Source organism: Acinetobacter terrestris, from assembly GCF_004331155.1.
GTDB lineage: Bacteria > Pseudomonadota > Gammaproteobacteria > Pseudomonadales > Moraxellaceae > Acinetobacter > Acinetobacter terrestris.
In genome coordinates, this window is the sequence record NZ_SJNZ01000009.1 from 91306 (window position 1) to 112134 (window position 20829).

Genomic DNA, 20829 nt, shown 5'->3' on the forward strand with positions numbered 1-20829 from the left:
AATCTGAAAAATTATTTTTTAAATTTAAACATAGACTTAAGTTTGTTACTAATCGTTTTTAAAACTTTATTAGTATACAGAATAGATTGCCTTTTACTTAAGTATAAAACAATCTATTTCATTTAAACTCCATCCATTAAATTGAAGGATACGAACCTGTACCTTCTGGCCAAGGGGATAAAAGCTCAAAACCGGTGTCTGTCACAGCAACCATATGTTCCCATTGTGCAGTCAAAGAGCGATCTGCTGTAACCACTGTCCAGCCATCTTTAAGTTCTTTGACACGCGGTTTACCGGCGTTAACCATCGGTTCAATGGTAAAAACCATGCCTTTTTTAAGTATAAGCCCCTGACCCGGTTGACCATAATGTAAAACATTCGGTTGTTCGTGATAAACCTTACCAATCCCGTGACCGCAATATTCACGCACAATGCTATAACCTTCACGATGTGCAACCGACTGAATGGCAAAACCGATATCACCCAGCGTTGCACCCGGTTTCACTGCATGAATACCCGCAACCATCGCTTCATAGGTGGTTTCAACCAGTTTTTTAGCTTCTGGTTTAACTGTACCTACGTAATACATCCGGCTGGTATCGCCAAAATAACCATCTTTAATAATCGCAACATCAATATTGATAATGTCACCATCTTGCAAAATGGTATTCAGCGATGGGATACCATGACAAACCACTTCATTAGGTGAAATACAGGTGGTTTTGGTATAGCCATAATAGCCAACATTGGCTGGAATCACTTTTAAAGTGTTTACAATGAAATCATTACAAATGTCATCCAGATATTCTGTACTCACGCCCGGCTTGACATACTTCCCTATCATTTCTAAAACCTGAGCAGCCAGACGCCCGGAAATACGCAGTTTCTCGAGATCTTGCTCAGTTTTAATGGTAATAGTGGAAGCTTTCATTGCATCATCCTCATAAATAAGGCTTATGATTATAAACCTTTTACCATTTTTTTGTTTAATTACAGTACATAAAGCCAATAGTGCGGTAATTTTAGGGCTTTAATGACTGATTTTTATACACTTAAACTGTCATTACAAAAAAATTAAACAATGCGTAAATCTTTAAAAATGCACACTATTTTTCAATATTCTATAATTTTCATTCAATAATCAATAATATAAATCAACCTCAATTCAGCTTTATATTCATAAATTGATATATCAATATAAATAAAAGCCATAACCTAAATAAAATAAGGTACCCAAATACTTTTCTATCCTCTAAAATTGCCTCTTTTGGTCAATCCATCTCCCCTCTATGACAAGTCTCCGTACAAGAGATATTATTGCCTTAGGTTTCATGACATTTGCACTTTTTATTGGTGCAGGCAATATTATCTTTCCTCCGATTGTCGCTCAACAAGCGGGTGAACATGTATGGTTAGCTGCTTTAGGTTTTCTAATTACCGCAGTTGGTCTGCCTGTCATCACCATTATGGCGCTGTCACGTGTAGAAGGATCCATCCAAAATTTAAGTTCTCCTTTAGGTAAAATCGCAAGTCTGATTTTAACTGTCGTGTGTTACTTAGCGGTTGGTCCTTTATTTGCAACTCCACGTACAGCAACGGTTTCTTATGAAATCGGTTTTTCTTCTTATTTTGGTACAGAAAGCAGCAGTCTGCTCATTTACAGTGCAATTTACTTTGCCGTTGTAACGGTTGTGTCTTTATACCCAAATAAACTGCTCGATACTGTAGGTCACTTCCTTGCACCTTTAAAGATCATTTCTTTGGCTGTGTTGGGTATTGCCGCATTTGCAATTCCTGCCGGATTCATTCCACCTGCAATTGATAACTATGTGACTGCTCCTGTCTCTGAAGGTTTCGTGAATGGTTACTTAACCATGGACACTTTAGGCGCATTGGTCTTTGGTATTGTCATTATTCACGCGATTCATTCACGTGGTGTAACTGACAAAAAACTGGTGACTAAATATGCAGTGATCGCTAGTTTGATTTCTGGTGTGGGTTTAACGCTAGTTTACTTAAGCCTGTTCAAATTAGGTTTAGGCAGTCACGATGTTGCTCCAAATGCAGCAAATGGTGCAGTGATCCTGCATGCATATGTACAACATGCGTTTGGCGATATTGGCTCGCTGTTCTTAACCGGAATGATTTTCCTTGCCTGTATGGTTACAGCCATTGGTCTCACCTGTGCATGTGCAGAATACTTCTCTGGACTGACTAAAATTCCTTATAAAATCTTGGTTTTTGTTTTGGTTGGCTTCTCGTTCATCATTTCAAACTTGGGTTTAACCAAACTTATTGCAGTGTCTGTCCCTGTTTTAAGCGCGATTTATCCACCAGCCATTGTGGTTATTCTACTCAGCTTCTTCTGGAAGTTTTTCAATAAACCTGCTTACGTTGTTGCGCCCGTAACTGCGATTGCATTTTTATTTGGCATATTGGATGGACTTAAAGTTGCAGGTTTCAATTTGCCTGAAATGATTCAACATTTACCTTTAAATGCGCAAAATTTGGCATGGCTTATTCCATCTACCATTGTGCTGATAATTGCTATTGTGATCGATAAAGTTAAAAAATAACCGAAAGCTGAGGTCATTAAAATCAAGTTTTACCCAAACATGATTTTAAGCGTGATCAATAAAACATCATGTTTTACCCAAACAGAGTTTTATTGTTTACATCTCTTATTGGCACAGTTTCCGGTTGTATACATTTTAATGTAAAAATATTAAATGATGATTCATCGTTATTTCCTGCAAAATCTTCAATTTCCCCCTTCGTAATACTGAATTGCATACACACTACTGGCATCAATATTGCTTTTTATATATTTCTATCTAGCATTGTTGAATAAAGCTTATTTATTGCACATTTAAACCATCAACAATAGTTATTTCAAGGCCTAAAAATACATACTTTTTATATTTTAAAGAGGATTTATCTCTGGTTTTATGCATTAACATGCTTTTATTACAAAATAATGACAATAGCTATTGAAACAACATTAAATAAGCAGTACAACAATAGAGACTAATCTGACTAAAACAATTAAGTTTAAGTCAAAAACAACAGGAGGGGTGGAGATGTTATCAATACATTTCAATAAAGAAGTCTTCATTAACGCTCTAAAAGCAAATAAGAACATAGTCACCTATTTGAGTACGACTGCTGCTCTGCTCGTGACACTTATTATTCATGGTTTGATTCAAGACAATTTAAAACCTGAATACTTTTTATATGCTTTTATTGTTTCAGTTGCCTTTTATATTTGGGCTTTGGTCGATCAAAAGTATCGCCAACAGAAACAAATTAACACTACAGAATAAAAGATGGGTGACTATCACCCATCTTCAGAAAAGAAAAAAACAGAAAATAAAAACCAAAAAATCATAAATATTATCTAGTTAAATAATCTCATCAAAATCCATTCAGCGCCAATATTGCTCCAAGCAACAACCCTGCTGTCGCGCCTAATTCCCCAATCACCAAAAAAATCATCGCACTGCTGAGCATCCATTTTGGCAAATGCCAAAGCCCCATCTGGTGTGGCTGTTTAAACTGGTTGCTGGTATCTTTAAGCCAGCCATGTAAGACATAACTTAAAATTGAAAAACTAAAAAAGAACAGATTGATCAGCACGAAAATTAAGTTAAGCCCCTCAGCCCAGACTGAAAAAAATGCCAGTACCGCAAGAATTAAACTGGCGGGTGCATAAAGCAAACTGCTTCTATGCGCGATATCGACATAATAATGTGCCCGAGCCTGTTCAGAATGGCGTATTTGATAATATTTCCACACCCCAGTCAGCATGCCGACCCAAAGAAAAACACCGCTAAATATGATTGCCAGCGAAACAGACTGATTTAAACTTTCAATATCCATTGATTTATATCCTTATTTTTAGAGCGCTATTCTGACTTTAAAGTCATGATTTGTGCAAGTTTCTTTTTGGAACTTGGGTACAGTAGTAACAAGTTAAATTGAACGCATGTTCTAAATATGAATATTTTTGAAACATTAGAAATCAGCTGTAAAGATGGATATTCTCTCAGTGGACGTTTTTACCCAAAACAAAATCCCAGTCAAAATAATTACCCCGTTTTAATTTGCCCTGCAACGGGGATCACCCAACATTTTTATCAGGCTTTTGCAGAATGGTTGGCTACGCAAGGTTATGATGTTTTAAGCTTTGACTTCCGGGGTATTGGTCGCTCCCTACACGGCCATGTAAGTAAGTCTAAAGCCAGTATTATCAACTGGGGACAGCTTGATATTCCTGCGGCCATAGACACCTTGTTATGCAAGACACAAGCAGAGCAAGTCATTTTACTGGGTCATAGTGCAGGTGGTCAGCTTTTAGGAATTGTGCCAAATTATCAAAAAGTGGCCAAAGTGATTGCAGTTTCTGGCTCAACCGGACATGTGAAAGGTCTAAAAGGCAAAACTAAACTGCTTGCCCCTGTCATGTTCAATGTCATTTTCCCATTAGCGCGTATTACCAAAGGTTATGGTCCAACCCAAGCCATTGGCATGGGTGAAAACCTGCCTAAAGATGTGGCTAAACAATGGGCGCAATTTTGCAGCAAACCGGGTTATGTCATGAATGCGATGGGTAAAACTGTGTTTGAAGATTATCACGCTGAAATTGATTGTCCGATCACGGTACTTTGGTCATCAGACGATGAAATTGCAACGTCTGCAAATGTGAAAGATTTACTGCGTTTATACCCGAATGCAGATACCCAGATGATTGAACTTAAGCCTAAAAATTATGAGCATAAAGCTATTGGTCATATGCTGATGTTCAAAAAGTCGCATCAGAATTTATGGTCGGTGATTGCGCAGCAATTGGTAGTTTAAATAAGATTTAGATAGTTATTTGAAGGCTGCTGTGTTCTAATACACTCAGTTTGAGATGAGCCTCTTACAGTATATAGGCTTGACCTATATACGACTAGCCCCTAACCATGGGGCTTTTTATTGCCTGAGATTTATTTTTCATTTTTTCCAATTTTTTTAAATTATTGTTCATCATAAATTCAGTTAATGACTAACTAACACCCATAAAAAACAGCCCCATTCAAGGGGCTGTTCATATTTATGCTAAATACAAGAAATTGAATTACTCATCATCCAAATCATCAGCATCACCACCATAATGTTCTATTAACTTTTTAAAATCTGGGTGCAAACAGCGAATTTCAGCGGATGGCCCTTTGATATAAGCAGCCATCAATTTACCGGAATGCCTAAAATCAAATAGTCCTTGATTATATTGGAAATTAAAATCATATATACCTGTAGAACTCACTAGAAGATACGATGGGAATCCATCATCATCGATAATGTTATGATTTATCATTATTCCATCCGCACCTTCCTGATCAAGAATGACGGATAGCGATTGAGTACCTCTTGTTAATGTAATCGTATTATTTTCCTTATGTAAGGAACATGATATATCGCTAGCATCATCCACAAGATCTGTTGTTTGAAAATCTTTAAGTACAGCACCAGAGCATTTACCATAAGACTCTATATGATCAGAGCCTTCAATCTTTTCACGGACACAAGCATTCAGATTAATATTCCATGGTACAGTAATAACCCTATCAGGTTTTGCAGGAATCTGACTGATATTACCATCTTTAATTAGAAGTAATAATGCTTCGAAATCTTCAATATTTGGATTTTCTTCAATTGCAGCTAAAAGTTCCTGTACGACTTTAAACTCGACTGAATTCAGGTCACTCAGTGAATTAAACCAACCTCGGCTTTCATCCACTGAATATCCTTCTTGCTTGAATTCAGTAATCAAATTTTTAATTGTGTTTTGCAAACGGCTAGAATCTAAATTTCTTTCTTCCGTATACCACGCTGAGGGCAATTTCCCCGATGTCCCAACAATCGCTAATGTAGTTAACGGATTTAAATTAACATTACCTGCCTTTTGCGCATAACCATAATATTTTTGCTCAGCTTGCACCTCAATACGACATGGAAATTGTGAAGCATTTACTTCACCTAACCATCGCCCTTCCTGATCTGTAGTAACACTAGATTTAAAACCGCTACCATCCTTACAAATTGCATTTACTTTAGCATCAGCCAAAGGCTTGTTTGAAAAAGCCGTACCTGAGAGTTCAGCATAAGTTTGTTGTGTTGGAGTGGCAGAGGAATTGGATGATGACGGTGAATTTTGACTGTCGGAGCTTCCACCACAAGCAGACAATAAGAATCCTGAAAGCACAGCAGTAAGCATTGCCTGATATGTATATTTTGAAAACATTATGAGTAACCTAGTTTTTATTTTGTTTTTTATAAATTTATGTAGAAAGTTTTTTTATTTTGAAAAACGTACAAATTTTAGCACAGAGATATAAATAATAAATCATAATAACAACCATTCATCTTAAATTCATATCAGTTTTATATATGGTATTGTAGATCTTTCTTCCACATTACAATATCAAAATCCAGTTCAAAAATTTCAGCGACTTGGATTTTTAATCATTTTAAGTCCATATATGGACTTTAGGTCAGCTAGAAAACTGTTATATAAAGATTCATTTTTAATAATTTATTTTTAAGTTTTTGATTGGCTCTCTTATGGTTAATCAAATCATTATTGTTATAAAAAAAGCTCAAATCTATTTTTAAGATTTGAGCTTTTTAATGAATATCTAATTCGATTCGATATCATAGACCCAATTTCGGGCTTGTTTGTCTGTAGTATTTTCACAGACATAGTAGTCATGATCCCAAGCGTCAGGATGGAAAATTTCCTTTTTTGTGTAAGTCACATTTTTAGACTTTTCGACACAGACAAAGTTATCGCCTTGGTCTTTAACTTGGGTTCCGTTGAGGAACCCACCAATACAGAGGAATCGGGATTGTTTTGCCATTGTTACATCAACTTTTTAAATCATTCTTGAACGTGGGGATTAAACGATTTATTAGTCTAGCTGTAAAGTGTATAGAATCGTCAAACTCCTTAAAGAACATAATAAATATTCGCCATACTCGTGAGATCTTTATATCATCAGCTTTACATTTGGCAAATAATGTAATTTTTTAATGCTTGAGTAATGTAGTAATTGAAACATACTAAATGAATCTTGGTTTGAAAATTTAAAATCATGAGCAATTTAGATGATTTATTTTTGGAAAAAATTAGAAGTTACTATCGTTCAAAGATAGCTCTTTCATAAAAAATTTAACTAAAATAATGACATTCATAGATTTTAAAAAATTCACAAACATGTGTGTTAACTTTCTTAGCAAGACCCATTAAAACGTCATTGTGTTTTGTAACTGCCTCAATATCAAGATGAACCAATTAACCATGAGCAATACTATTTCGTATATCTCTAATATTATGAAATTTTTTTACATCCTCTGGGGCTAGTTCAATTAATAATACATTTATTAATACTTCAGGAATGTCTCTTGCTTTTAAATCCTCAACTTTCTTTCCAAGCATAAATATTCCATACGATGCAAAGTGATCACTAGGGAATCTAAATTCTGTCTTCTTCAATTCACGGGTTGCATGCTTGCGATCAGGCTGATTCTTTGCAATAGTCGGTTTTAAATTATTTCTATATTTTCTAATTTCTTTGTGATTACTTAACTGTTCTATAGATTTTTTAATTGCAAAACTTTGAAATTCAGAAATTCCACCATGAAAATCTAAAAATTCTTTAATAATATCTATTACAAATGCTTCAAAATAGCTAAATAAAGAAAGCAATAAATAATCTGAAACATGTGATTTATAGCCTGAAGTTCTTCTTTTTATATTGATCAATAAATTTGGAGAGGAATAATAATTTTCCTTATGACTTCTATAATAATCTGGTCTACATAACTGCTTTACTACGCCTTTTTCAACTAAAGAAATTTGTTGTCTTAAAGCCGGAACCGCATAATGTACTAAAACACTAAAATCAAAAATTTCTTGAGTATTCTTTTGCCATTTTAAAAAAGCTTCTGTTTTATTCATAAAAAGATAAGGGCCGATTACTCAGCCCTTATCTTATACCGCTTATTGCTTAATTAACAAAGAATTAAGTCAACTGAGCAGCAGCAATTTTCTTCGTATCAACATTCGCAGCAGCGTCAGTATAGTCGCTCATTTTGTCGAAGCTTAAGTATTGATAGATGTCAGCTGACATGCTGTCAATTTGAGCTGCATATTGTTGGTATTCTTCTGGAGTTGGTAATTTACCAAGTACAGCAGCAACAGATGCAAGTTCAGCAGAAGCTAAGTAAACGTTAGCACCTTGACCTAGACGGTTCGGGAAGTTACGCGTAGAAGTCGAAACACAAGTAGTGTTCGGAGCTACACGTGCTTGGTTACCCATACATAATGAACAACCTGGCATTTCAGTACGCGCGCCAGCTTTACCATAGATGTTGTAGAAACCTTCTTCCATCAATTGACGTTCGTCCATACGCGTAGGTGGAGCAATCCACAAACGAGTTGAAAGTACGCCACCAGGAACTTTCTCAAGTAACTTACCAGTTGCGCGGAAGTGACCAATGTTCGTCATACATGAACCAACGAATACTTCGTCAATTTTCACGCCTTGAACATCAGAAAGAAGTTTCGCGTCATCTGGATCGTTCGGGCAGCAAAGAACAGGTTCTTTGATGTCAGCAAGATCAATTTCATACACTTTAGTGTATTCAGCGTCAGCATCAGCTTTAAGAAGGCTTGGGTTAGCCAACCATTTTTCCATGTTCTCAACACGACGAGCCATTGTACGCGCATCGCCATAACCTTCAGAAATCATCCATTTCAACATTGTAATGTTTGATTTAAGGTATTCAGCAACTTTCTCTTCAGAAAGCGTGATTGAACAACCAGCAGCTGAACGTTCAGCAGAAGCATCAGAAAGTTCGAACGCTTGCTCAACAGTTAAGTCAGTTTCCATTTCTGTTAAGTCGATCTCAAGGATACGACCAGAGAAGATGTTTTTCTTACCTTTCTTCTCTACAGTCAAGTCACCCGCTTGAATCGCGTAGTAAGGAATAGCATGTACTAGGTCACGTAGAGTGATACCAGGCTGCATTTTACCTTTGAACTTAACAAGAACAGATTCAGGCATGTCTAATGGCATAACACCAGTAGCAGCAGCGAACGCTACAAGACCAGAACCCGCTGGGAATGAAATACCAATTGGGAAACGAGTATGCGAGTCACCACCAGTACCAACGGTATCCGGAAGAAGCATACGGTTTAACCAAGAGTGAATAATACCGTCACCTGGGCGTAAAGACACACCACCACGGTTCATGATGAAATCAGGAAGCGAGTGTTGCATTTGAACGTCAATTGGTTTTGGATACGCAGCTGTATGACAGAAAGATTGCATAACAAGGTCAGCAGAGAAACCTAGGCAAGCCAAGTCTTTCAATTCGTCACGCGTCATAGGACCTGTAGTATCTTGCGAACCTACAGTTGTCATGCGTGGTTCACAGTAAGTACCTGGAAGTACGCCTTGACCTTCAGGAAGACCACAAGCGCGACCAACCATTTTCTGTGCTTGAGTGAAACCTTTGCCAGTTGCAGCAGGTTGAACCGGAACACGGAACAAAGTAGATACTGGAAGACCTAAAGCTTCACGAGCCTTAGTTGTCAAACCACGACCAACGATCAGGTTAATACGACCGCCAGCACGAACTTCGTCTAGAAGCACTGGAGTTTTAAGGTCAGATTCAGCAATCACTGCACCGTCTTTAGACGCAGAAACTTTCGCAGCAGCATGATCAATCTTAAGAACGATTTCATCGCCCATGTTCATGTTAGCAACGTCGATCTCGATTGGTAACGCACCAGCATCTTCCATAGTGTTGAAGAAGATTGGAGCGATTTTAGAACCTAGGCAGTAACCACCGTCTTTTTTGTTCGGGATGTGAGCAATGTCGTCACCGAAGAACCAAAGTACAGAGTTAGTTGCAGATTTACGAGATGAACCCGTACCGACAACGTCACCTACGTAAGCAACCTGGTTGCCTTTCGCGATCAATTCTTTAATTTGGTTAAGTGGACCCACTTCACCAGGAACTTCCGGGTTGATCCCGTCACGTACGTTTTTAAGCATTGCATTTGCATGCAATGGGATGTCTGGACGGCTCCAAGCGTCTTGAGCTGGAGACAAGTCATCTGTATTTGTTTCGCCAGTTACTTTGAAAACTGTCAATTTAATTTCAGATGGAACGTCTGGACGTGTAGTGAACCATTCAGCATCAGCCCAAGACTGCATAACCGCTTGTGCATTTGCGTTGCCCGCTTTCGCTTTATCTGCAACGTCATGGAACGCATCAAATACAAGAAGAGTTTTTTTCAACGCTTCAGCAGCAAGTTCTGAAAGTTCAGCGTCGTCAAGCAATGCAACTAAAGGCGCTACGTTATAACCACCAAGCATAGTACCTAGTAAGTAAACCGCACGTTCTTTAGAAATAAGTGGAGAAGTTGCTTCACCTTTTGCCAAAGCAGCCAAGAAAGCAGCTTTAACATAAGCAGCTTGGTCAACACCTGCAGGAACACGGTTTTCTAGCAAATCAACTAAAAAAGCTTCTTCACCAGCTGGGGGATTTTTTAATAGTTCAACCAAGTCAGCTGTTTGAACATCATCAAGTGGCTTCGGTGGGACTCCGAGTGCGGCACGTTCTGCAACGTGTTGGCGGTAAGCTTCTAGCACGGTGTTATTCCTCTTTTTTAAAAAATTATCTGTGAATTCCAGCTTCTATAAAGCTTCACAAATAATATGGACTGCAAAATTTTACTAAAATTCCAGTTAAAAGTTAATGCAAGTAGAGTGTTTCTTTATGATGTCCATTATTTAGTATCTAAATGATGCCCATATTGATCACTCAGTAATCACGCCCACCCCAATGTACATCTTTAATGCTGATGATAATTAACTTTTAACTGAAATTCATACATAAAAAAGGCAACTTAATGTTGCCCTCTTTTAAAAAAGAAAAACATTCAACCTTAGTGGACTGTCGTTGCATTGATATATTCACGTAAATCATCGCGACAGCCTTCAAATTTAACCTGAATTTCATCTTCATGCAGCATAGCATGCTCTGCGCTGGCAAACGAAATATGAACCTGATAAAGCTTCGTTTCTTGATCAATCATATGCTGAAGATAGACTTTATCGCCCAAACTGAGTACATAGTGACTCCCGCCCATCACCACAACACCCTGTTCATCTTCCAAGAGCAGGTCTGCATTATGTAAATAACCCACAACATCCATATAGCGCCCCTTCGTTTTTTTGTAGTTATTTTCATTATTCACTATTTGTATAAGCTTTTCTATATTTATGATTTACTCAAATGTCACAATTTATGCCGCCCATACTTAGGCTATTTTAACCATTCAAATAAAAGATAAATAAAAAAAACCGTTCCTTAGAACGGTTTGTAATCTGGCATTTTGTCATGCGGAGTCACAAGACATTTTTCTATGGTTTTTTGCTTGAATTGTTTGCGGCTTGCATCTGGGTCGGCATTAATTTCAGCTAATGGAAATGCATAAACCTGTTCAATAATATCCAAAATAAAGGTTTTTGTGGTTTCATCTTCAATTTTGCCGGCATGTTCTAATGCCGCTGCTTTATCAATTGCATTTTGACGATCATACATAATTGTATTTGCAGCATTTCCCACGCTTGTACAATAGCCTTTCCACTGCTCTTCAGCAGTTAATGGTTTTTTTTCAGCACAACCGACCAAAGCAACCAATACCATTAAAGTGAATAACTTATTCATGAACCTTCTCCTATTGCCTCTATCATAATCAAAGTTAGGGAAAATAAGAAATAATGCGTCCTTTATATAGGGAAAAACCTGAGTTTGAAGTTAAATAGAAGGCATAAAAAAAGCCTAATCTGTGTAGATTAGGCTATAAACTCTTTTATTCTTTCGTTGGTAGCGGGAGCTGGATTTGAACCAACGACCTTCGGGTTATGAGCCCGACGAGCTACCAGACTGCTCCATCCCGCATCAACGAGTTAGCTTTATACGCCCTAAAGCATAACAAAGCAAACTTTATTCAATTTTAATTGAAAAATAACGCATTTAGGCATTCATTGCCCTGTTTAAGTCCTAAATTCACAATCATAAGGCCCATGAAAATATAATAAGAGGATTAATTAAAGTCATCACGTCAGTATTTTTTAATGCGTAAGATTACCAATCTGAAAAAATTTAAGTCATTTTTTCAAATAAAGTTCAAATAAAGTGGTTTAAAGCTATGAAATAGAATTGAGTCATAACTTTAACTCGATAAAAAGATCACAGAATCAAAAGATAAATTATTGATTTACTAAAAATAATTATTTACTTACAAATACACGGCATAAAAAGCATCAATAGGTAAATATTAACTTGCACATTCTTAAATATACCTGTATTCTTTATCTCAACTAGAGAAATAGTTTTGTTCTGGTAAATCTTTTTGTATTTCGCAGTTTTAGTCATAATCCTTCGTTTTTCAGATTTAAAGTTCCATTCATATTTTCAAGTTAACACCCGGTTTTTTATTAAACCAAAAATATTAAAGTTTATAGGATTGTATTATGTCTAATACTGTTAAAGGTACTGTTAAGTGGTTCAACGAAACTAAAGGTTTCGGTTTTATTCAACAAGAAAACGGTCCTGACGTTTTTGCTCATTTCAGCGAAATCGCTAACTCTGGTTTCAAAACTTTGGCTGAAGGCCAACAAGTTGAATTCAGCATCACTCAAGGTCAAAAAGGCCCGAATGCTGTAAACATCGTAGCACTATAATTCTAAAATTATTCTTACATCAGTAAGATAGTTTAAGAGTAAAAAGCGAGAGTTCACTCTCGCTTTTGCACATCTGGGCTTTATAAAAACTTAAATTATTCTCTCGAAGCCTTATTTAATAATTGATCGACTAGCTCATTGATTTTAGTCTCGGTACTTCTCCATTTATTAAGCGCCAAGCCACCATTTCCTTTTAATCTAAAGGATGCTTCTGATACCTGACGACCATTTTGTATTAAATTAAATTGTGCAGAGACCATATAAGGAACCACATCCCAAGATCTTAGCGCTGTATAATTCAGTGTAGTTTGACAGAAACTTAAATTATCCGTTTCTTGATGTGTTTCAGCATGGATGTTGTATCTAGCAAAACTTTTTTCTACTAATTTGTCATAATCCTTAATTATGACTTTTGGATTATGAATAATACACACCTGTTTAATTGAATCTGGCTTAAATCCAGTCGTATTGTTGACTTGAATAGCAGTACACCCCGCCAATCCAAATCCCAGTATCCCCGCAATAAGTATTTTTTTGACTACTTTTCCATTTTTACAAAGTAATAACAATCTAACAAAAACAATGACTTCTGTCATATAAAAACCGCCCGAAGGCGGTATTAAATAATGCAGAGAAAATTTTAAGGTGATTAGTTCTTAAAACCGCCAGTTATAAAATAAATCCACAGCTCGCTCTAAGGATTGGCTAGCTTCCAAATACAACCGTTTGTTCATTTGATAACGTAAGGTCAATTTATTTACAGGCGTGAACACCCCCACACCATAACGAATAAACAAATCAGGGGTAATATAACCGGTCACACTGACTTGGGTATCATCACCTGTCCCCTGAGCATCTAGCGCCAAGCCAGTTAAGCCAAAAGTACGTCCAATCTGATTGGTCAAGGCACGTGTACCGCCCAAGCCCATACTGATCCCTGCCGCAGCAATGGTATTATTGACATCGGATTTAAAGCCTTCTGTTTGACTAATACCACTAGTCCCTTCATTAATACGACCAGTGAGTATGGCATTTAACGCTTCCTGTTCAGACAAACCGGCATCGTTATAAACCTGAATATTTGGACTGGTTGCTGTTCCGGTAACCCGCACACCCACTGTGCTGCCTTGAACACTCTTATTGGCATCAATATCCAAAGTTGGGTTATATAAAGGTCCATTGAAACGGGCAATTGCACGGTTCAAGTCCAGACTTTGTCCATAAGCTTCAATTTTTACCTTTTGACTCACACCAATTGCACCATTGGCACGCATTGCTGTTTCAAGCCCACGTTGGGATAAATATAGACGTCCCAGCATTGGAATGCGGCTATCAAAACCCTGGAAAATCACTTGATTGCCCAGATTGACCATGACATCTGCACGAATATCCCATGGTCGAGCCGCTCTCAATATTGCAAGCTGATCTTGCCCTTCATGAACAATACGTACATCCGATGATACATTGATCACCGGTGCTGAAGCTTCAGGCATAGAAATTAAGGCACGTGGTACTTCAACCTTGCCATTTAAGGTTAATTTTTTCTGGAATGGCAAAACATCCAAGGTTAAATCTGGTGTAACCACTGCGGTAATCAGTGGTGCTTGGCGAATCAGCAGGTTTTCACCTTTTAAATGCAATTGAATACGTGGATCATTTTTCCAGTCCACATTCCCCGCTAATGCACCTACGCCTCGACCACTGTTAAATGCCCCATTAATGCTGGCATGATCTTGTCGAATAGATGAATAAACCTGAATATTGCTCAAGTTTACAGGCAATGAAATCATGCTAATGGCGCCATCTTTGAGGCGCATTTCACCATTAAACAACGGCTGAGTCAGCGTTCCTGCGATTTTGCCTGCAAAAGACAGGGTTCCAGCGAGTGAGCGAACATCTTGAATAAAGGGTTTAAAGACCTTAAGTTGCACCTGGTCAAAGGCAACTTCACCACGCATAGGCTTGTTGGCTTTATAAGGATCAATAATGACATTGGCATAACCGGTACCAATTTCAGGGGTTTTCACATCTAAACGAACCTGCAGACCTTCGGCTACACTTTTCGCAATTAGGCCAATTTCGTTATACCTTAATGTAGAACCTACATCCTGCGGATCTTCAGCTGCCAGACCAATTACACCATTGCGTGTGACCAGTCTTGCATCAATTTTCGGTTTAGCCCCTTGAGCCCATGCAGCTTTTGCATAACCATTGACCTTACCGGTAATGGCCAAACCTTCTGGCATAAAGGCTGCAAAATCATTTAAATCGACATTTTGGGTAACAAAGGACACATTACCTTTGGTTTTACTGACGCGAATCGGTTGATCGAAACACAATTGACTTTGCTGACTGGACCAGCAATGTGCACCGACAAATAATTCAGATTTTGCAGTATTGTAAATAACCGAGGCATTTTGACGTTGCACCAATCGGGCACGCAAAGAGTCAAAATCACCTTTCTGAATTTGCCCCAGCCAATCATTTTGAGCATTAAAGCCACCGGCCAACTGCACATAAAATTTGGAAATTCTGTTTTCTGCCTGAACTTTCAATATGTGGGCCTTACGTGTTCCTGCCAGTGAAATTTCACCTTGCTGAATCTCACGCGTACCACTACGCAAACTTTCCATTTTCGCCGTCAGAAGTGTCGGTGTAAGTTCTGAAGTCGGTAACTGACCTTGTACCCGTAATTTTTTAATGCTGAATACATTGTTAAAACCAAAATCATCTACCGCCAGATTTGCAGTGGCTTGTACACGTGGTTGCGATTGCACATTTAAATAGCCATAAGCACGCCCTTTAAGTCCAGCATAAATTTCATACAAGGCAGGTGCATTAATTTTTAATCTTAAGTTTTGTGCATTACCAGTTGCTTGAAGCTGGTTTTTTGCATAAGACAGATACAAATTATTGGCTTCAAATTGTTTCGGCAAGAAACCTTTTTGATTTGAATCGATGACCATCGCCAAATTCCCTGTTCCGCGAACAGGTTTATTATTGATAATACCGGCTAAATTTAATTTTTCGATATTAATGCGTTTTAAGCGATCTGACCAAACCCCTTCAGTTTTCACATTACCCGATAATTCACCACGTACAGACGAGACAAAATAATGTGGCTTAAATCGAACCAGGGATGCATTTACATTCCAGCCAATGCCATTTTTTAGATTGACCAAACCACTGGCAAAAATTTTCCCTGCAATACCTGAATGCTGTAATTCAGCAATTTTAATCAATTCAGGTGTACCTGAAACTTTAAACTTGAGTAAACCTTCACTTGCCTGAATATGACTTGCATTCAATGCACCATCATAATTTACGGCAAAACTTTTAAAGCCACCGCCCGACTTTTCATTATGGAAAATCAGGGCAACGGTACTACGTCCAGTTAAACGGACGGTTTCATTGCTATTTTGCTGTGCCAGACGACCGGTTAAGTTAATGCCATTTAACTGAATAATTTGCTGATTCGGTTTGGCAAAACCATTGGCTTTGATCTGTCCATTCAACAAGTTTACGGGTGCAGCATCCACTACAGTTTGTGGATTAAAATCTTTGGCATTTAGGATGGCATTCCATTTTAATTGGCGCTTTTCAGTCGGCAAGTCGACTTTCCCGCTTCCGCTTAAGCTGCCTTTACCTGCCACATAGCTAAAACTCGGCACATTCAAATTATTATTTTTAAGGTTGAGTTTTGCCTTGTAGAACCCTTCTGGCAATACTCCCTGATCATTTTGAGTCACAGCAGTTGCGACATAAATATCTTGACTACCTTCCACCAGGGCCAATTTGACATCACCCGATTTACTGCTGAGCCAGCCTACATAGGGTACGGCGCGGTCGATATTCTGCCAGGCAACATCAAGCAGCATTGGATTTGGCTTTTTACCTTTTTGCTCGGCTTGATCGAGTTTAAGGTTCCAGGTTTCATAACGGTCAAAATCGACCAGTGCGGTCAAATGCAGGCCTTTGTCTAAACTGCCTTTAGACGCGATTTTACCATCCAGACTTGGCGGTAGAAAATCCTGGATGACTTGTGGAATCAGCTTGTCTTTAGGATTGATTTTATCCAGACGACCATTCATATCCCAAGTCACCAGGTCTTTCCAGCTCACCACACCTGCAACATTCACGGCGCCATTCATGAGCTGGCCATTTAAATTGCTAACATCCAACTGATTGACCAGATCGGTATGCATGCTACCGTTATATTGACCTTGTGGAATATTTTTGCCACTTAAATCGGTCGCAACATCGATATTTAGGCGTTCAATATCCCCATTAAATTTTGCCACACCATCTTTACTAAACAGCTTTTGTTCAGTCATTAATGGCCAGTGATATTGTTTGAACTGCAGCTCGCCAAACATAGGCACATGTTTACGTACTGGATGTAACACCACCCAACCGGTTAACAGATCAGGCGTATTGGTTGCCACACCGGCTTGAATGGTATCCAGAGTACCTCGGGCTACCACTTTAATATCATGAATATTCAGGCTTTTATTTAATGACGGTATATTCAAGTCACCTACGGCATTTAAAGGGTACTTCCCTTCAAATTTCATGTTGCCTGTGGCATTTTTTACCGAAAGATAGCCCATATTCATACGGGAATCTTCAAACTTGAGCTGTGTCCCTGACCAGAGTGAATTATTCAGATGAACATCGCTAAACTTCACGCTGCTGGTTGCGGTTTTAATCAGTAGATGATCAATATCCGCCGTATCTAAGCGCAGGACAAAAGGCAAACGGATTTCATTGAATTTAAACGGATCATCACTCGATGGATTCTTGGAGATAATTTGCAGATTGCGTACATCGGCACGATTTAAATGAATTTCTTTTTTCAGGATGGCGCGCCACCCCAAAGTTATGTCGGCACGATCAATTTTGACGTCAACAGGTTTTAAGGTGACCAGGATATTTTTTAAAATAATCCCGTTTAACAGATTGCCACCCTCATATTCATAATGAATAATCTGTTGGCGTTCAAGTACTCGGTCCAGTAAGAATTTACTACCTTTATCGGTAGTAAACATGACAGCAAAGGAAGCAATAAGTAGAACCAACACAATAAGGAGTGTGAATAACACACTCCTCAAAATACGACGTTTTTTTGGTCGAGGGATTTCCGTCTCTGGTTGCTGTTCTACTTCAGCCATAATGCTCTCTAAAACCTAAAATTTATAATTGTGAACCAATAAAGAAATGGATACGGATCGGATGATCATCATCAGAAATGCCTGAAGCCACATCTATACGAATTGGACCAATTGGCGATGCCCAACGAACCCCCAAACCAACACTATATGCAGTTGGCGTATTAAAATCTTTGTCGTACGCATTCCCCACATCACTAAATACAGCTGCACGCCAGCCTTCTTTAAATTGATAGTTATATTCCAAGGAGCCCACAGCTAAAGCTTGGCCACCAAGTTTAAATCCATTTTCTTCTGGCGATAGACTCTTATAGTCAAAACCGCGAACAGTTTGGTCACCACCAGTAAAATAACGCAGGTTATAAGGAACTTTGGTAAAATCTTCTGTAAAGATATAACCTACATCACCACGGCCCACAAACTGATGGTTATCATTTTCACCCAATGAATAAATAAAACGCCAACCGGCATTTACAATGGCCATATCGGCATCAGACAATAAACTTTCACTACCAAGTTCCACTTTATAAGTCTGTTTAAAACCTTTGCCCGGGTTGACACGTTTATCACTGGTGGTACGCGCAACCTCATAACCGAAAAGTAAGGATTGTTGCTGCTCATTGGTGTTTGCTAAAAATGCATCAGGAATTTCTTCAGCATCTAGTATGCCGTCTTGTGTAATACGATCTAAACGATAACGCATGCCAAAAGTATGTTGCCAGCTTCCGCGTGGTCTTTTAATAATTCGATCCACACCCGCAACTGCAGATTCAATCATTAATCCATTGCCTTGTGCAACATCATCCCGTTCTTCACGCTCATAACCACCCACCAGACTAATATAATCATTGAGTGGATGGTGATAAGGAATATTATAGCGACCGTCAATCGACTGGCGGATTTTAGATAATTCCAAGTTGGCATCAAAGGAATGCCCACGACGGTTTACAATGGCACGGCGATACTGACCACGGACACGTGCACCGGTATCGCTACCATAACCGGCACCGACTTCTGCAGTATTTAGACGGTCGGCATTTAAAGTAACAATCACCGGAATTTTCTTTTCTTCACGTGCTTGCGCTTTTAAACGTTCTTCTTCAGATTGTTTGGTTTCCTGTTCTACACGCATTTGACGCAGATTTTGATCACCTTCTGCATCTGTTTTACCTGCAAATTGTGTCTCATCCACAACTGACTGAGTGACTTCTTTTGCAGAAGCAACCTGCTTTTTGTCCTGTACGCTCGCTTCATTTTCCGATAGTTTTTGCTGATCTACTAATGCCTGGATATCAGGTGGAAGTTCCAGCGGTTTTTCAATCGGATCCGGTCGTACAGCATCCACCAAAGTGTAATTAAAATAACGCGAGTTGGTTAAGTTGTTTGCCAAGCCATTGACACGCCAAAAGGTATAATCAGCGCCATCTTCCCACGACACCATACTTTGCAAGACATCCATGTCTATTGGGAATGGTTTCGATGGATCACTCATACGAAATTCAACAGGGCCTAGTTTGTAGCGGTCACCTGTTTCAAAACGCAAATTTACATCGGCAGTATTTTGCGGCTGGGCCACTTTTACATCATGTAAACGCCAGTATGAATCAAAGTAGCCGTTATTGGTCGCTGCATCATTAATTCGTGTTTTAGTTTGTTCATATAAACCATGATTGAAAATGTTGCCGACATCTTGATCGGGTAGCACACTGATGACCTGGAACTGCGCTTGCTGTTGACCTGCGCCACTCAACTCAATATTTTGCTCTCTAATTTGCACAGGTGCATTCGGCGTTACTCTGACGCGAACACGGTTTTCGCTGAGTTTTTCAAATTTAAATTCGGCATTATAAAAGCCAACTGCCTGCGCAGCCTGATTCGACATCGTTCTTAATTGTGGCAGTGCCGAAGGAAAATCACTAAAAGATTCTTGGGTAAAACTGGAAAGCTTGCCTTTAATATTGGTTTCAAGATTCTCTAGCGCTTGAGCGTAGGCTTTGCTTGAAACCTCACTGCTGTTTTGAGCTGAGATAAACACAACGTCTGCACTAATACGCGGAACTTTCACAGTATTTATCTGACGTGAAGGTCGTATTTTATAAAGCCAGCGCTTAAAGAAGTTTGGTTCTTCAACTTCGTCCGCTGGCCTGATTTCAGGTAAAGTTCTAGCGGCCTCATTGGCTTCAACCACAATTTTGCTATCGTTTTGAATGCTTGACATCAATTGATCGACATTTACAGGCGCCTGATTAATTTCAACCAGTTCTTGCTGGGTTGCATCAGAAACCACCACTTCTGAAACCTGTCCTGCACGGTAGAGTTGTGCTTGATTTTTCGCATTTTCAGCCTCACGAAAAATTTCGTCTGCCATTGCCTGACTGACTGGCTCAATCGGCAGTTCTTCTAAATCTTCAAATTCAATTGGCTTAAATTCTGGTAGAGTCTGCCCCGCCTGTTCTTGTTGTTGTAGCATTTGCAAACTATCAGGTTCAGCTTGTTTTTCTTGAAAGTTTTCAATTTTTTCTAGTTCTTCGGCACTGTCCATGCCTTGCTTAACAGCTTCACTCTTGAGTTGTTGTTCAAATTCTGTTTGAGTGACCGTTGGATCAGGCTGTGCAACTTGTGCAAAACCTTGCTGTGCAAGTAACATTAAAAAGAGACTTAAACAAAATCGTTTATGTTGATCATCCCACTGTATGAAGGAATTGACACTTAGTGTAAGAGTCGACTTTTTAAAATTCAGTTTTGAAAGCATAAACAACTCTAAACTAATATAATATTTGTAATGGAAATGCCCAATATTCGCTTGCTAACAAACTCAAATCTATTGGAATTTTCACTAAAGTATAGGTTTAAAA

At 38.6% G+C, this 20829-nt stretch carries 15 protein-coding genes and 1 tRNA gene; 4 read left to right on the forward strand and 12 right to left on the reverse strand.

Translation table 11 applies throughout. The features are described from left to right. Window positions 1–136: 136 nt before the first annotated feature. Window positions 137–931: a type I methionyl aminopeptidase gene (gene map, locus E0H81_RS06985; protein ID WP_131317693.1), complete on the reverse strand. Its 795-nt coding sequence runs from the start codon at window positions 929–931 to the stop codon at window positions 137–139. Window positions 932–1289: 358 nt separating this feature from the next. Here map and brnQ point away from each other — a divergent pair, with 358 nt between their 5' ends. Together brnQ and E0H81_RS06995 are read left to right on the forward strand one after the other, a co-directional pair. Beyond that, entirely contained in the window at window positions 1290–2576 is a 1287-nt protein-coding gene (gene brnQ / locus E0H81_RS06990; RefSeq protein ID WP_131317695.1) for a branched-chain amino acid transport system II carrier protein, read from the forward strand. A gap of 504 nt (window positions 2577–3080) precedes the next feature. Continuing rightward, window positions 3081–3323, forward strand: a complete 243-nt coding sequence (locus E0H81_RS06995; RefSeq protein WP_131317697.1) for a hypothetical protein — start codon at window positions 3081–3083, stop codon at window positions 3321–3323. A gap of 91 nt (window positions 3324–3414) precedes the next feature. Here E0H81_RS06995 and E0H81_RS07000 read toward each other — a convergent pair whose 3' ends face one another. Then, window positions 3415–3879 (reverse strand): hypothetical protein, encoded by a 465-nt coding sequence (locus tag E0H81_RS07000; protein WP_131317699.1) that lies wholly within the window; start codon window positions 3877–3879, stop codon window positions 3415–3417. A 117-nt stretch (window positions 3880–3996) separates the two neighbouring features. On the opposite strand from E0H81_RS07000, the gene E0H81_RS07005 reads away from it, so the two are divergent. Next, window positions 3997–4857: an alpha/beta hydrolase family protein gene (locus E0H81_RS07005; RefSeq protein WP_131317701.1), complete on the forward strand. Its 861-nt coding sequence runs from the start codon at window positions 3997–3999 to the stop codon at window positions 4855–4857. Between the two features lie 262 nt (window positions 4858–5119). Here E0H81_RS07005 and E0H81_RS07010 read toward each other — a convergent pair whose 3' ends face one another. The 7 genes from E0H81_RS07010 to E0H81_RS07040 all read right to left on the reverse strand — a co-directional run bounded on the left by E0H81_RS07010 (window position 5120) and on the right by E0H81_RS07040 (window position 12021). Beyond that, window positions 5120–6286, reverse strand: coding sequence for a hypothetical protein (locus tag E0H81_RS07010; protein ID WP_131317703.1), 1167 nt, complete (start codon window positions 6284–6286; stop codon window positions 5120–5122). Between the two features lie 394 nt (window positions 6287–6680). Then, complete coding sequence (locus E0H81_RS07015; protein WP_131317705.1) at window positions 6681–6902, reverse strand: hypothetical protein; 222 nt, start codon at window positions 6900–6902, stop codon at window positions 6681–6683. A 434-nt stretch (window positions 6903–7336) separates the two neighbouring features. Beyond that, a complete protein-coding gene (locus E0H81_RS07020) occupies window positions 7337–8002 on the reverse strand; it encodes a HEPN domain-containing protein (RefSeq protein WP_131317707.1) in 666 nt (221 codons plus the stop codon). 64 nt (window positions 8003–8066) lie between these two features. Continuing rightward, complete coding sequence (locus E0H81_RS07025) at window positions 8067–10706, reverse strand: bifunctional aconitate hydratase 2/2-methylisocitrate dehydratase (protein ID WP_131317709.1); 2640 nt, start codon at window positions 10704–10706, stop codon at window positions 8067–8069. Between the two features lie 296 nt (window positions 10707–11002). Beyond that, window positions 11003–11272 carry a hypothetical protein gene (locus tag E0H81_RS07030; RefSeq protein WP_131266365.1) on the reverse strand — a complete coding sequence of 90 codons (270 nt, stop codon included), beginning with the start codon at window positions 11270–11272 and terminating at the stop codon, window positions 11003–11005. Between the two features lie 155 nt (window positions 11273–11427). Beyond that, window positions 11428–11787, reverse strand: coding sequence for a hypothetical protein (locus E0H81_RS07035; protein WP_131317711.1), 360 nt, complete (start codon window positions 11785–11787; stop codon window positions 11428–11430). 157 nt (window positions 11788–11944) lie between these two features. Further along, a tRNA-Met gene (locus E0H81_RS07040) sits at window positions 11945–12021 on the reverse strand. 575 nt (window positions 12022–12596) lie between these two features. Here E0H81_RS07040 and E0H81_RS07045 point away from each other — a divergent pair. Beyond that, window positions 12597–12806, forward strand: coding sequence for a cold-shock protein (locus tag E0H81_RS07045; protein WP_053577989.1), 210 nt, complete (start codon window positions 12597–12599; stop codon window positions 12804–12806). A gap of 95 nt (window positions 12807–12901) precedes the next feature. Here E0H81_RS07045 and E0H81_RS07050 read toward each other — a convergent pair whose 3' ends face one another. Genes E0H81_RS07050 through E0H81_RS07060 form a run of 3 tightly spaced genes read right to left on the reverse strand, consistent with a single transcriptional unit; the run spans window position 12902 to window position 20726 of the window. Continuing rightward, on the reverse strand, window positions 12902–13402 hold the full coding sequence (locus E0H81_RS07050) for an Sbal_3080 family lipoprotein (protein ID WP_131317713.1): 501 nt from the start codon (window positions 13400–13402) through the stop codon (window positions 12902–12904). A gap of 60 nt (window positions 13403–13462) precedes the next feature. Then, entirely contained in the window at window positions 13463–17977 is a 4515-nt protein-coding gene (locus E0H81_RS07055; RefSeq protein WP_131317715.1) for a translocation/assembly module TamB domain-containing protein, read from the reverse strand. Between the two features lie 22 nt (window positions 17978–17999). Next, window positions 18000–20726 (reverse strand): autotransporter assembly complex protein TamA, encoded by a 2727-nt coding sequence (locus E0H81_RS07060; protein WP_131317717.1) that lies wholly within the window; start codon window positions 20724–20726, stop codon window positions 18000–18002. Window positions 20727–20829 lie beyond the last annotated feature (103 nt).

Bases quoted from the DNA above. Each gene is read 5' to 3' on its own strand.
- brnQ (WP_131317695.1), top strand. From the start codon at position 1,290: ATGACAAGTCTCCGTACAAGAGATATTATTGCCTTAGGTTTCATGACA.
- E0H81_RS07030 (WP_131266365.1), bottom strand. From the start codon at position 11,272: ATGGATGTTGTGGGTTATTTACATAATGCAGACCTGCTCTTGGAAGAT.
- E0H81_RS07015 (WP_131317705.1), bottom strand. From the start codon at position 6,902: ATGGCAAAACAATCCCGATTCCTCTGTATTGGTGGGTTCCTCAACGGA.
- E0H81_RS07055 (WP_131317715.1), bottom strand. From the start codon at position 17,977: ATGGCTGAAGTAGAACAGCAACCAGAGACGGAAATCCCTCGACCAAAA.
- E0H81_RS07050 (WP_131317713.1), bottom strand. From the start codon at position 13,402: ATGACAGAAGTCATTGTTTTTGTTAGATTGTTATTACTTTGTAAAAAT.
- E0H81_RS07035 (WP_131317711.1), bottom strand. From the start codon at position 11,787: ATGAATAAGTTATTCACTTTAATGGTATTGGTTGCTTTGGTCGGTTGT.
- map (WP_131317693.1), bottom strand. From the start codon at position 931: ATGAAAGCTTCCACTATTACCATTAAAACTGAGCAAGATCTCGAGAAA.
- E0H81_RS06995 (WP_131317697.1), top strand. From the start codon at position 3,081: ATGTTATCAATACATTTCAATAAAGAAGTCTTCATTAACGCTCTAAAA.
- E0H81_RS07020 (WP_131317707.1), bottom strand. From the start codon at position 8,002: ATGAATAAAACAGAAGCTTTTTTAAAATGGCAAAAGAATACTCAAGAA.
- E0H81_RS07005 (WP_131317701.1), top strand. From the start codon at position 3,997: ATGAATATTTTTGAAACATTAGAAATCAGCTGTAAAGATGGATATTCT.
- E0H81_RS07060 (WP_131317717.1), bottom strand. From the start codon at position 20,726: ATGCTTTCAAAACTGAATTTTAAAAAGTCGACTCTTACACTAAGTGTC.
- E0H81_RS07010 (WP_131317703.1), bottom strand. From the start codon at position 6,286: ATGTTTTCAAAATATACATATCAGGCAATGCTTACTGCTGTGCTTTCA.
- E0H81_RS07000 (WP_131317699.1), bottom strand. From the start codon at position 3,879: ATGGATATTGAAAGTTTAAATCAGTCTGTTTCGCTGGCAATCATATTT.
- E0H81_RS07045 (WP_053577989.1), top strand. From the start codon at position 12,597: ATGTCTAATACTGTTAAAGGTACTGTTAAGTGGTTCAACGAAACTAAA.